Origin of the sequence: Paenibacillus konkukensis, from assembly GCF_023523925.1 — a bacterium.
In the GTDB taxonomy this organism is placed as follows: domain Bacteria; phylum Bacillota; class Bacilli; order Paenibacillales; family NBRC-103111; genus Paenibacillus_S; species Paenibacillus_S doosanensis.
Genome location: NZ_CP027059.1, coordinates 6,981,338 through 6,993,630 on the forward strand (window position 1 = coordinate 6,981,338; position 12,293 = coordinate 6,993,630).

Annotated in this window: 12 protein-coding genes; 10 read left to right on the forward strand and 2 right to left on the reverse strand. The window is 55.2% G+C overall.

The window, feature by feature from the left end:
• The first annotated feature begins 10 nt into the window (after positions 1-10).
• From SK3146_RS30310 to yajC, 8 genes are all read left to right on the forward strand, one after another.
• Entirely contained in the window at positions 11-679 is a 669-nt protein-coding gene (locus SK3146_RS30310; RefSeq protein ID WP_249862279.1) for a BofC C-terminal domain-containing protein, read from the forward strand.
• A gap of 255 nt (positions 680-934) precedes the next feature.
• Positions 935-1,438 carry a crossover junction endodeoxyribonuclease RuvC gene (gene ruvC / locus SK3146_RS30315; protein WP_249866489.1) on the forward strand — a complete coding sequence of 168 codons (504 nt, stop codon included), beginning with the start codon at positions 935-937 and terminating at the stop codon, positions 1,436-1,438.
• A complete protein-coding gene (gene ruvA, locus SK3146_RS30320; RefSeq protein WP_249862280.1) occupies positions 1,435-2,073 on the forward strand; it encodes a Holliday junction branch migration protein RuvA in 639 nt (212 codons plus the stop codon). Before ruvC ends, ruvA begins: the two co-directional genes overlap by 4 nt.
• Before the next feature lie 13 nt (positions 2,074-2,086).
• Positions 2,087-3,094, forward strand: coding sequence for a Holliday junction branch migration DNA helicase RuvB (gene ruvB / locus SK3146_RS30325; RefSeq protein ID WP_249862281.1), 1,008 nt, complete (start codon positions 2,087-2,089; stop codon positions 3,092-3,094).
• A 95-nt stretch (positions 3,095-3,189) separates the two neighbouring features.
• Entirely contained in the window at positions 3,190-5,307 is a 2,118-nt protein-coding gene (locus tag SK3146_RS30330; RefSeq protein ID WP_249862282.1) for a SpoIID/LytB domain-containing protein, read from the forward strand.
• A gap of 5 nt (positions 5,308-5,312) precedes the next feature.
• Positions 5,313-6,377: a tRNA preQ1(34) S-adenosylmethionine ribosyltransferase-isomerase QueA gene (gene queA / locus SK3146_RS30335; protein ID WP_249862283.1), complete on the forward strand. Its 1,065-nt coding sequence runs from the start codon at positions 5,313-5,315 to the stop codon at positions 6,375-6,377.
• Positions 6,378-6,409: 32 nt separating this feature from the next.
• On the forward strand, positions 6,410-7,546 hold the full coding sequence (tgt, locus tag SK3146_RS30340; RefSeq protein ID WP_249862284.1) for a tRNA guanosine(34) transglycosylase Tgt: 1,137 nt from the start codon (positions 6,410-6,412) through the stop codon (positions 7,544-7,546).
• A gap of 31 nt (positions 7,547-7,577) precedes the next feature.
• Positions 7,578-7,892: a preprotein translocase subunit YajC gene (gene yajC, locus SK3146_RS30345; protein WP_249862285.1), complete on the forward strand. Its 315-nt coding sequence runs from the start codon at positions 7,578-7,580 to the stop codon at positions 7,890-7,892.
• 75 nt (positions 7,893-7,967) lie between these two features.
• On the opposite strand, the gene SK3146_RS30350 is transcribed toward yajC, so the two are convergent.
• Positions 7,968-8,327, reverse strand: a complete 360-nt coding sequence (locus tag SK3146_RS30350) for a TIGR04086 family membrane protein (protein ID WP_249862286.1) — start codon at positions 8,325-8,327, stop codon at positions 7,968-7,970.
• Between the two features lie 178 nt (positions 8,328-8,505).
• On the opposite strand from SK3146_RS30350, the gene SK3146_RS30355 reads away from it, so the two are divergent.
• On the forward strand, positions 8,506-9,828 hold the full coding sequence (locus SK3146_RS30355) for an SLC13 family permease (protein WP_249862287.1): 1,323 nt from the start codon (positions 8,506-8,508) through the stop codon (positions 9,826-9,828).
• A gap of 122 nt (positions 9,829-9,950) precedes the next feature.
• Positions 9,951-10,625 (forward strand): DUF421 domain-containing protein, encoded by a 675-nt coding sequence (locus tag SK3146_RS30360; RefSeq protein WP_249862288.1) that lies wholly within the window; start codon positions 9,951-9,953, stop codon positions 10,623-10,625.
• A 4-nt stretch (positions 10,626-10,629) separates the two neighbouring features.
• Here the strand turns inward: SK3146_RS30360 and spoVB are convergent, their stop codons facing one another.
• The gene (gene spoVB / locus SK3146_RS30365; RefSeq protein WP_249862289.1) at positions 10,630-12,198 is read right to left on the reverse strand and encodes a stage V sporulation protein B; all 1,569 of its coding nucleotides are present in this window, start codon (positions 12,196-12,198) and stop codon (positions 10,630-10,632) included.
• Positions 12,199-12,293: the final 95 nt, after the last annotated feature.

Consider the following 12,293-nt stretch of genomic DNA (forward strand, 5'->3'; position numbering starts at 1 on the left):
GGGGATTCGAATGATTCTTCTGAGCTTGCTGAATAAAATAAAGAAAAAGCTGCGCTGGAAGCGTCGTTGGTTAACTTTGGCGGCTGTTCTGCTGCTGGCGGGATTAAGCACGGCGGCGGCCGCGCTGCTGCACTCGATGACGGCGCCTGAGGAGCGGGGCTGGTCCGGAGCGGATCAATCCGTATTCGGGCGGCAGGTTAAACCGTCGGAACAATCGGAGGAAGAAGTTAAGGCTATGCTGAAGCAAATGGAAGGTCAGCGCGAAGCATTTACCAAAAAAGCATATGTTTGCGGCGATGAGCTGCAAATGCTCGGCAGCATGTCGGCTTCGCAAATTTTTGACTACCACAAGAAGCATCCGGCCTTAACGGTTGTGCTCGGAGAAGACGGCCGCGTCTATTTTACGGAGCGGGTGGACGATTTGTCTCCGCAGTGCAAGACCAACGCCTACTTCGGGCTGGACGCTCAAGGGAATCTTTCCCTGTTTGAAGGAGTGCCGGAAGGAAAACAGGTAATTCGCACGTTTTTCCAGCTGAACATCGAGTTTTTGGAGAGCAGCCTGCCGAGCGAGACGGTCAAGCAGCTGTACCGGGGCATTCCCGTAAGCAACCTGGACGAGTATAACAGCGTGCTATCGACCTTTGCGGACTTTGCCGTCGAGGAAACGCCCAAGCACTAAAAGGGTGGTGAACAATGCCGGCTGCGCTTGCGAAAGCATCTTCCGATTCTCAGCGGGCTATCGACCGCAAGCCGCGCATAAATCACCGCGCTTCTAAAGACGCCTTCGTCTCTTAATGACGGAGGCGTCTTTCTTTTCGGCTGCGGACAGAGCGATTGTTGAGCCTTTTGGGGCGTGTTCATGCGCGGTAATATCTGCTATAATGGCATGGGAACACATATGTTCGCTTTTAGGCAGGATGGGAGAGTGCGCGTTTTGCGAATTATGGGGATCGATCCGGGGATCGCGATTGTCGGCTTCGGGTTTATTGATAAGCAGGGCTCCCGGCTTGTGCCGGTACAATACGGAAGCATTCAGACCGAAGCGCATACGGACGGGGCGCTGCGGCTGAAAATGGTGTACGAGGCTACGGTGCAGCTGATCGAGAAGTACAAACCGGATGCCGTGGCTATCGAGAAGCTGTTTTTTAACCGGAACGTCACGACGGCGTTTACGGTGGGGCAAGCTCGCGGGGTGATGATGCTGGCCGCCGTTCAGAAGGATATTCCGATAGGCGAATATACGCCGCTTCAAGTGAAGCAGGCCGTTGTCGGATACGGCAAGGCGGAGAAAAAGCAGGTGCAGGAAATGGTGCGCATGTTTCTGAATTTGTCAGCCGTTCCGAAGCCGGACGATGTCGCGGATGCGTTGGCAGTGGCGATTTGTCATGCCCACACCTCGACGTTCGAACAAAAAGTAAACGGGGTACATAAACGATGATCGATTTTTTGAGAGGCATTATTGTACATAGGGAAACGGAATATGTCGTTGTGGACGTCAGAGGCGTGGGCTACCGCGTCTTTTGCCCGAATCCGTATGCGGCGCAGTTGAAGGAAGGGGAGGAGACGACCCTGTTCATTCATTATCATGTGCGCGAAGATGCGCATCTGTTGTTCGGTTTTATATCCCGCGAGGAGCAATCGCTGTTCAGGCTGCTGCTTGAGGTCAGCGGCATCGGACCTAAGGTGGCGATCGGAGTGCTTGCCGGCGGAGGAAGGCCCGAGGTTATCGCCACGGCCATTCAGCAGGAGAATTTGAGCTTCTTGACGAAACTGCCCGGCATCGGACGCAAGACGGCTCAGCGGATGGTTCTGGACCTGAAGGATAAGCTGGGAGCGATATCCGCGGATAAGGACCCTTTCGCCGCTTTTACGGCAGGAGCGGGGCTGGCGGCCGAGCCGCAGGGCACGGGAGCATGGAGCGAAGCGAAGGCGGCGCTGATTGCGCTCGGCTACACGGAAGCGGAGGCCGACCGGGCCGGCCAGGCGATCAAGTCCAAGCTGCAGGGCGGCGAAGCCGTCGACGCGGTGATGAAGCTGGCGCTGCAGGCGCTGTATCAGCAGTCGCTTAAGTAAAAGGAGGTTCACCATGGATGAACGGATCATATCCGCGAACCTGATGATGGAAGATCAGGGAATGGAGCTGAGCCTGCGCCCCCGCTATTTGGCCGAATATATCGGGCAGACGCAGGCAAAGGAAAATTTGAAAATTTATATAGAAGCGGCCAAGATGCGCAAGGAAGCGCTGGACCATGTGCTGCTGTACGGGCCGCCGGGGCTCGGCAAGACGACGCTGTCGAACATTATCGCCAACGAACTTGGAGTAAACGTGCGTACGACATCGGGGCCGGCGATCGAACGCCCGGGCGATTTGGCGGCGATCTTGACGAACCTGCAGGAAGGCGACGTGCTGTTCATCGACGAAATTCACCGCTTGCACCGCACGGTAGAGGAAGTGCTGTACCCGGCTATGGAGGATTTTGCGCTCGATATTATTATCGGCAAAGGGCCGAGCGCGCGTTCGGTCAGGCTCGATCTCCCGGCCTTTACGCTGGTCGGGGCTACGACGCGGGTAGGGCTCTTGTCGGCGCCGCTGCGGGACCGCTTCGGCGTCGTCAGCCGGCTCGAGTATTACACCGTAGACGAGCTCGCTTATATCGTCAGCAGAACGGCCGATATTTTGCAGGTGCAAATCGTCGGCGAGGCGTCCGATGAGATCGGCAAGCGTTCGCGCGGAACGCCGCGCATCGCCAACCGGCTGCTGAAGCGGGTGCGCGATTACGCCCAGGTCAAGGGCGACGGCATCATTACGCTCGACATCGCGCAGAAAGCGCTGCTCGGCATCCAGATTGATCATCTGGGCCTCGACGAGATCGACCACAAAATGCTGCGGGCCATCATACTAAGCTTTCAGGGCGGGCCGGTCGGACTCGATACGATTGCGGCGACGATCGGAGAAGAAAGCCAGACGATCGAAGATGTGTACGAGCCGTATTTGCTGCAAATCGGTTTTTTGCAGCGCACGCCGCGAGGCCGTATGGCAACGCATTTGGCCTATCGTCATCTGGGGCTGCCGGTGCCTGACGGCAATAACTGACCGCTTGTATGGCAAGTGGAAGGGAAGAGTGCGCTCATCCAACGTTAGAAAGGGGAACGCTGAACATGAGGAAGCTTCGGCCTTCACTTGGTTCTATGTATAAAATCATCGCCGGCATATGCATCGCAGGCGCGGGATGGGGAGCTTCGGCGACAATCCCGGAGCTTAATCAGCCGGCTTATGCGGCTGCCGCTTTGCCTAAGCTGGATTCGATAAGAGTCGCCCTGTTTGTGGACACGGGCAAATATAACGTCACTGCGTCTTATGTCACCTTGTCCTCGGATCAAGGGCTGAATATCGCTTATCGGGGCGCGGCGGGAGCCGATAAGCCGGTCTTTGCCGTCGACGGCAAAACGCCGGCTGCCGTTTCTCTCGACGGCTACCGCGCGCTGCTGTGGGAAGGCTCGGACGCCGCATCCGCCAAGGCGCTGGTAGACAAGCTTACCGCCTCTAACGAAAGTCCCGTCGTTTTGGCGGCTTCCAAGCTCGGCCAAACGGTATATCAGGTGACGCTCGGACCTTACGCCACCAAGGAAGCGGCGGCGGCCGCTTTGAGCAAGGCTTCGGCGGACGCGGCGGCAGGCGGCGCTCTGAAGGGCTTTGCGCCAAGCGTAAAAGGCCCGCTTCATTGGAATGCCGGCGTTTACGCGAGCGAAGCGGAAGCCGACGCGCAGGCGGCAGCCGTCGGCGCAGCGGGCTTCGACGCCGGCGTCGCCTATATCGCTGCGGGGGCGGGGGCTCCTGCCTACGCAGTATTGGCCGGGGCGGCGGCCGACGAGAAGGAGCTTGCCGCCGTGAAGCAGCAGCTGAGCTCGTCGCTGCCGTCGGCCGTTTTGCAGCCGCTTGATGCCTCGGCAGCCTACATATTGAAGCGGAACCAACTGGACGTAACGTCGCAGCCGCCGGCGCCGATGCCGCACTATATGGCCGGCGGAGCCGGCGCCAAGCTTGCGGTCACCGCCGGCGGCCAAGGGACCGTGACCGTGAAGGAACGGTTCGGAAGGGCGTACCGGGGAGCTTTGGAGATTTCCCCGTATAACGGGAAGCTTGCGGTCATTAATGAGCTGCCGTTCGAGCAATACCTGGTTTCGGTCATCAGCTCGGAGCTGAGCAAGGATTGGCCCAAGGAAGCTCTGAAGGCGCAGGCCGTTGCGGCCCGAACCTATGCGTTGAAGCAGGGGATGAAATATGCGATCGCCCATGTTTCCGATTCGACTCAAGACCAGGCTTATCAGGGAGCGGGCGCCGAATTTGCGGCGGCGGCCGAAGCGGTGCAGGCTACGACCGGTGAAGTATTGACGGATAAGAGCGGCTTGATCGAACCTTTGTTTTATTCCAATGCGGGAGGAATGACGGCCGATTCGAGCGAAGTCTGGGGCAATAAGGTCGATTATTTGAAGAGCGCTCCGAGTCCTGACGATGGTGCCGAAAAAGGAAAGGCGATATGGTACCTCATCGTGCTTCCGAACGGTCAGTCCGGTTATATTCACTCGGACTATGCCCGCGATACGGGGCAAAAAAATGCCGCAGGGCTGCCTTATTACGAATCGAACGGTACGGGAGTCAGCGTACGTCCGGCCCCTTACGTCGATAACGCGGCCAACCCGGCCAGCTTCAAGGTCGATATCGGCGACCGTTTCGTCGTGATCGATCAGGCCGTCGAATCGAATGCTTATTCGTGGATACGCGGGCCTTTTGACGCAAGCAAGTTGAAGGATAAGGTCAATTCGGTGCTTCCGAAGCCGATTGCCGGCAGTCTCGATCAGCTGGAAGTATCCAAACGGGGAGAATCGGGACGCGTCATCGAGATGGCCGCCAACGGTCAGGTGATGAAGCCGGCATACCCGGACGCATACCGCACTTTGCTGAACAATTTGCCCAGCACCCGGTTTGATATTGAAGATACGGGAAGGTATACTATATTGGGAGCGGGCAATACGGTGCGCAGTCAGTCCCCTGCATCGCCCGGGATTTATGTCGCCTCCGGCTCGGATAAGCCGCAGCAGCAAACGGCGGCGCAGCTGTTCATTATGAACGGGGACAACAAAGCCCGGCTCAAAGACAAGCAGTCCCGCTATATTTTCAAAGGAACCGGTTACGGTCACGGCTTAGGGTTATCCCAATGGGGCGCCAAAGGCTACGCCGAGCTCGGTTACGACTATAAAAAAATATTGCAGACCTACTACGTAGGAGTCTCGATAACCAAGGAATGACGACAATGCAAGTAGAATGGTTCGATTATGAATTGCCGGAGTCGCTAATTGCGCAGACTCCGCTGCAAGAGCGCACTTCATCCAGATTGCTCACATTGAGCAAAACGACCGGAGCGATCCGGCATCAAACTTTTGAACAACTGATCGATTATCTGGAAGCCGGGGATGTACTCGTGTTGAACGATACGCGGGTTTTGCCAGCCCGGCTTTTTGGCATCAAGGCGGATACCGGGGCCAAGGCGGAGGTGCTGCTGCTCAAGCAGTTGGAGGGAGACCGCTGGGAGGCGCTGGTGAAGCCCGGCAAACGGCTGAAGATAGGCTCCGTCATTGAATTCGGAGAGGCCGACGACGACGCAGGCGGGCCGAGAACGGCCCTTTTGACGGCTACGGTCGAGGAAGAGCTGGAGATGGGCGGCCGGATTCTCAGCTTCAAGTACGAAGGCATATTCAATGAACTGCTGGACCGTCTGGGACAAATGCCGCTTCCACCGTATATTAAGGAGCAGCTTCCCGAGCGCGAGCGGTATCAGACCGTTTATGCCCGGCACGAAGGTTCCGCAGCGGCTCCTACGGCGGGACTTCATTTTACGCGCGATTATTTGAATAGGCTGGAACAAAAAGGTATACAATTAGCCTATATTACGCTTCACGTCGGCCTCGGGACGTTCCGTCCGGTTTCGGTGGAAGATGTGGAAGCGCACAGCATGCACGAAGAATATTACGAAGTAAGCGCGGAAGCGGCTGAGCTTATTAATGCGGCAAAGGCTAACGGACGGCGAGTTGTCGCTATCGGCACGACGTCGTGCCGCACGCTGGAGACCGCAGCGAAGGTTAGCACGGAGAAGGGACGCCTTGCGGCTTGCAGCGGCTGGACGAATATTTTTATCTACCCCGGTTATGAATTCCAGATGGTCGATGCGCTGCTGACGAATTTTCATTTGCCGAAGTCGACGCTGCTCATGCTGATTAGCGCGCTGGCGGGCAGAGAGCATGTAATGGCGGCATATCGCGAAGCGGTAGAACGGGAGTACCGGTTCTTCAGCTTCGGCGACGCGATGTTTATTTATTAATCAGCAGGATATATAGAAAGAAGTGATTTTCATTGGCAGCAGTAACCTATGAACATATTAAAACTTGCAAGCAATCCGGGGCCCGTCTAGGCAGGGTGCATACGCCGCACGGCGTCATCGACACGCCGGCGTTCATGCCGGTCGGCACGCAGGCTACCGTCAAAACAATGAGTCCGGAAGAATTGAAGCAGATGGACGCCCATATTATTTTGAGCAATACGTATCATCTGTTTTTGCGTCCGGGACACGATATCGTGAAGCGGGCTGGGGGCCTGCACCGGTTTATGAACTGGGACCGCCCGATTTTGACCGACAGCGGCGGGTTTCAAGTGTTCAGCTTGAGCGAGATGCGCAAAATTACCGAGGAAGGCGTTGCATTCCGCTCTCATTTGAACGGGGACAAGCTCTTCATTTCGCCGGAGAAATCGATCGAGATTCAGAATGCCCTCGGTTCCGACATTATGATGGCTTTTGACGAATGCCCTCCGTATCCGGCCGAGCACAGCTATGCGAAGCAATCCCTTGAGCGGACGACGCGCTGGGCGGAACGCTGTCTGAAGGCGCACGCGCGGCCTCAGGACCAAGCGCTGTTTGCCATCGTGCAGGGCGGCATGTATGAAGATTTGCGCAAACAAAGCGCCGCCGAGTTGACTTCCATGGATTTCCCGGGGTATGCTATTGGTGGATTAAGCGTAGGCGAGCCGAAGCATTTGATGTATGAAGTATTGGATTACACCGTGCCGCTGCTGCCTGCGGGAAAGCCAAGGTATTTAATGGGAGTGGGGTCGCCCGACGCGCTGGTTGAAGGCTCGATCCGCGGCGTCGATATGTTTGACTGCGTCCTGCCGACACGCATCGCCCGCAACGGTACCGTGATGACCAGTTCGGGACGGCTTGTCGTGCGGAATGCGAAATATGCCGAAGATTTCGGACCGCTCGATCCGGAATGCTCGTGCTATACATGCCGCAATTATTCGCGCGCGTATATTCGCCATTTGATCAAGGCGGACGAGACGTTCGGCATTCGTCTTACTACGTATCACAACTTGCATTTCTTGCTGGAGCTGATGCGTCAAGTAAGACAAGCTATTCAGGAAGACCGGCTGCTAGATTTCCGCGATCATTTTTTTGAAAAATACGGGATCGATGAAAACGGAAAAGGGTTTTAAACGTATAGTATAAGGAAAGGGGGGAAAGCAAATGTGGTTAGCGGCAAATGAGCCGGCTCAAACGGCCGGTATCGAAAGTTATTTGTATACATACGGTCCGTTGGTATTGATGTTCGTAGTGCTGTATTTCTTATTGATTCGTCCTCAGCAAAAACGCCAAAAAACCCGCAGCATGATGCTCGGCAACTTGAAGAAGGGCGATAAAGTAGTGACGATCGGCGGATTGCACGGCACGATTTTGGAGCTGTCTGACGATACGGTCATCCTGCGCGTCAACGATGTAACCAAGCTGACGTTCGAACGTTCGGCTGTGAACGCGGTATCTTCCGGCGAAGACAAGAAGTAGCTGCCGGCTTTCTCAAGCTTCACACACGAAAATGCGAGCCTCCCGTAGAAGGAGACTCGCATTTTTTCGTTGCCGTTATTTTTTCATATTGACGCCGAGAATGCCGCCGAGCGAGCCTGCGCCGAAGGTTAAACCTAGCAAATAGAGAGTTTGCTCGGTCAACCCGGAATCATAGGCCAAAAATCCGACTATACATACAATGATACAATAGACGACGCCGAGTATGCCTCCGTGATACCAGCCGCGGGTTCCGCTTCGTTTGCCGGATACGATGCCTCCGATGAACATGGCTACGCCATGAATGGACATCGTATAGCCGAACAAGGAGGATTCCTGGAGACTGGTTGCCAGCATCAGCAAAGAGATCATCAGCGTCCCTAGCAGCATGAAGATCATAGAATACATCAAGCCGGATAAAAGAGGCGATTGCTTCATCTTTCGACTCCCCCATTCAAGAGCATTTATCATCATTGTATGGGCGCGTACATAAAATTAGTACATGTTGTTCTGGACGCCTGAAGGCGGATCAAGTATAATGGCGGATACATCTGATCGCCTATCTATGCGGGAAAGCGGAGCAGCGTGACTACGAATAGAAAGGATGGAGATATCTATGGATGCGATTCAACCTGCCGCTGCGTGGCAAATCATTGCAGCCGTTATTATTTTTATTATCGCATACGGTCTTATGTTGACGGGAACGGTGCATCGGGCGGCCGCTGCGTGGGGAGGCGCCGTGCTGATGCTGGCGCTCGGCATCGTTTCCTTGTCGTCCGCGTACCGGACTCATATCGCCTGGCAAACGATCGGTCTGCTGATCGGAATGATGATCTTGTCCGGCGTCACGGCAAGAACCGGATTGTTTCAGTACATAGCGCTGAAATCGGCGCAAAAAGCGCAGGGCAGCGCGCCGAAGCTGCTCGTTCTTCTGTCTGTGATTGCCGCTGCGGGCTCGGCGGCGGTAGATCCGGTAGTCACCATGATCGTGCTCGTGCCTGTGACGATCCGCATCGCAAGCGCACTGGGAATTAGCGCCCTTCCTTTTCTCGTTGCTGAAATGTTGACGGGCACCGTCGGAGGAACAGCCACCTTAATAGGTTCCGCGGGAAATATGCTGCTCGGTTCTTCCGGGCTGACAGGACTTACGTTCAACGGATTTTTACTCCATTTGGCTCCGTTATCGGTTCTTCTGTTGGCGGTTCAACTGCTTGTGCTGTGGAGAGTTTACGCCAAGGAGTGGAAGGAGACGGCCGTAAACAGAGACGAGCTCATGTCTTTGGATGCTTCCGCTTATATGCCAAGCCGTTCCTTATTGCTTAAAGTATGGATCGTGTGGGCTCTTACGCTGATAGCGTTCCTGCTGCATCAGCCGCTTCGAATGCCTGTGGCCGCCATTGCCTTGATCGGAGCGCTTCTGCTAGTTACCCTGACCGTAAGAAGCAGGACGGAAGCGGAAGAGGCGGTTCATTCCGTCGAGTGGGGGACGGCGGGGGCTTTGATCGCAGTATTCATTTTGGCCGGAGGCTTGGCCGACACGGGAGTTTGGGAGACATTAGCCGTCAAGACGATGGAGCTGACATCCGGCAATTTAATGTTCGTGTCGCTGCTTGTTCTGTGGGTATCCGGGATCGTGTCCGCGGCGGTGGACCAAGCTCCGCTCGTTGCGGCGATGATTCCGCTGATCCGGCAGATCGGGGCTCATATGGAGCTCGCTTTCGGTTGGCAGCTCAATCCGGTATGGTGGTCGCTCGCTCTGGGAGCCGGTCTCGGAGGGGGAGCAACGCTGATAGGGTCGCACGCCAATCTGATTGCCGCGGGAATCGCCATGAAAGAAGGCCGCGGCATCCCGTTCGCCAAATTTATGAAAATCGGCATACCGCTTACTTTGCTGTCGCTGCTTATATCGACGGTGTATGTCATAGCCGTATTTTTCTAAGCCCGCATTTGCCAACAATTCGTAAGCTTGCGGATTGCATGACACCGCCGAGTAAAGGTCAAAATACCCATGGGTAACAGTCCTGTCTTTGCTACTACTATCGTAGGAGGATCACGGATAACATGGAGATTTTGGCCCTTTTTTTGCGCACCGTTCTCGTTTATTTCATCGTGCTCCTTACTTTGCGGATCATGGGCAAACGGGAGATCGGGAAGCTGTCTTTATTTGATCTGGTTATATCCATCATGATTGCGGAAATCGCCGTATTCGTGCTGGAGGATTTGAATAAGCCGCTGCTCGAAGGAGTCGTTCCGATGGTCACGCTGGTAATCGTCCAGTTGGGGATAGCTTATATTTCGCTGAAAAACGAAAAAGTGCGCCGCCTCGTCGAAGGAAGGCCCGCCTTCCTTATTCAGAACGGAAAGCTGAACCGGGAAGTGATGAAAAAGCATCGTTACAATCTGGACGATTTGCTGCTGCAGCTGCGGCAAAATAAAATCGTGGATGTGGCCGATGTGGAATTCGCCATATTGGAGCCGTCGGGAAAGCTGACTGTCGTCGAAAAAGAAGAGGCCGCAGGCAAGCCTGCAGCCGCACAAGCGACGATCCGTTATGAAGGATTGCCTCTGCCGCTTATCATGGACGGCAAAGTTCAGGACGATAGTTTGACGAAACTCGGCAAAACCCGTTTTTGGCTGAAAAGCCAGCTTCAAGCGAAGGGCATCAACGATTTTAAAGACGTGTTTTTTTGTACGGTGGATCACCGCGGCAAATGGTTTATCGACAAGAAAAGATAACGGGCTATTTGACGAATTTGCGGCCGATCCAGATGAGCCTAAGCAAATCGTTGCGGTCGATAAGCTTAAGCATGACGGAGCACATAAGGTACAGTAACAGGCCGATGCCGCTGGATGCGATAAAACGAACGGCTTCATTTTCGACCCAAGGATAGTACATCAAACCGTGGCATGCGAGGCCCGACACCGTCATGGCGAGGCCGACCTTCAAGAAGTCTTTCCAATCCATACGAAACCGGAGCAGCTTGGACACACTGCGCCAATGTAAAATCGTTACAAGCATAATATTGACATTGATCGCCATAACGGCTCCCAATATCCCGAACTGCGGCTTGCTGGCCAGCCAATAAATGAGCGACAGCTTGACGACGGAGCCGGTCAATGTGTTGACGAGCGCGCTGCCCGGCCGCTCCAGCGCCTGCAGCGTAGCCTGCAAAGGAGCTTGGAAATAAATGAACAAGGCGATCGGCGCCATCATTTTGAGCATGGATGCGACTTGGCTTTGTCCATAAAAGTAATAGCATAGCGGTTCGGCAAGCACGAACATGATCATCGCAAACGGGCCGCCGGTTACCAGCGCGAGCTTCAGCGATTGATGGAGCCGGGAGTGAATGGTCTTCAAATCGTTTTGGGCCGCCGCTTCCGATAAAGACGGAATGAGTGAGACGGAGAGCGAATAGGTCAAAGCGCTGGGCAGCATGAGGATCGGCATGACCATTCCTTGCAGGGCGCCGTATTGGGCGGTTGCCGTTTTGGTCGCGACGCCGGCCAGCGCAAGGCTGCGGACAATAACGATCGATTCGAAGAAATAAGAGCAGGAGCCTACGAGCTTGCTGCCCGTGATCGGGAACGCCAGCTTCAAAAGATGCTTCAGCTCCGCGCGGCGGCTGATCGCGGACAATAGATCCGGCTTGGCTCTTGTCATGGAGCGCGAGCCCCCGCGGCGGCTGCGGCGGTATAGAACGTACAGGACCAGCAGGGCGCATATTTCTCCCGCCAGCACCCCTGCCATCGCTCCGGCCGCCGCATATTCGATACCGTAAGGAAGCATCAGGTAAGCGAAGGCCAGAACGGTTACGATCCTCACGAACGTCTCCGCGACTTGCGACAGCGCCGTTGGAATCATGTTCTGTCTGCCTTGAAAATAACCGCGATAGACGGAGCCGATTCCGACGATCAGTATGATCGGCGTCATCATCATGAAAGTGTAGTATACTCTGGAATCCGTTAACAAATAGGTGGAAATCCACCTTGCCGACAGCAGGCTGGCTGCTGTAAACAAAGTGCTGAGCGCCAAGGAGAGAAGCATGGATAGCCGGAAAATGCGGCGAATCCGCCCCTCGTCCCCTGCCGCCTCCGCCTCGGCAACCAGCTTGGCGATCGCAATCGGAATACCCCCGGTAATAAGGGTCAAGATGACGATCAGGAACGGGTATCCCATCTGATACAACCCGACGCCTTCGGCGCCGATGACGCGCGGCAGTGTGATCCGGGGGATGAATCCGAGAATGCGGTTAATGATTCCGGCGGCAAGCAGAATGAGCGTGCCTTTGATAAACGATTGTTTGGTCACGTTGGATTCCTACTTCCTCCCTTATAGTTTATTAAAGAATATGCTGGACCTGTCCCAATGCATGCCTTTTTTTGACCGCCTGGACGGAAGGGAGG

Coding starts and splice junctions, on each gene's coding strand:
- SK3146_RS30310 (WP_249862279.1), top strand. CDS start 11: ATGATTCTTCTGAGCTTGCTGAATAAAATAAAGAAAAAGCTGCGCTGG.
- ruvA (WP_249862280.1), top strand. CDS start 1,435: ATGATCGATTTTTTGAGAGGCATTATTGTACATAGGGAAACGGAATAT.
- ruvB (WP_249862281.1), top strand. CDS start 2,087: ATGGATGAACGGATCATATCCGCGAACCTGATGATGGAAGATCAGGGA.
- SK3146_RS30330 (WP_249862282.1), top strand. CDS start 3,190: ATGTATAAAATCATCGCCGGCATATGCATCGCAGGCGCGGGATGGGGA.
- queA (WP_249862283.1), top strand. CDS start 5,313: ATGCAAGTAGAATGGTTCGATTATGAATTGCCGGAGTCGCTAATTGCG.
- yajC (WP_249862285.1), top strand. CDS start 7,578: ATGTGGTTAGCGGCAAATGAGCCGGCTCAAACGGCCGGTATCGAAAGT.
- SK3146_RS30350 (WP_249862286.1), bottom strand. CDS start 8,327: ATGAAGCAATCGCCTCTTTTATCCGGCTTGATGTATTCTATGATCTTC.
- SK3146_RS30355 (WP_249862287.1), top strand. CDS start 8,506: ATGGATGCGATTCAACCTGCCGCTGCGTGGCAAATCATTGCAGCCGTT.
- SK3146_RS30360 (WP_249862288.1), top strand. CDS start 9,951: ATGGAGATTTTGGCCCTTTTTTTGCGCACCGTTCTCGTTTATTTCATC.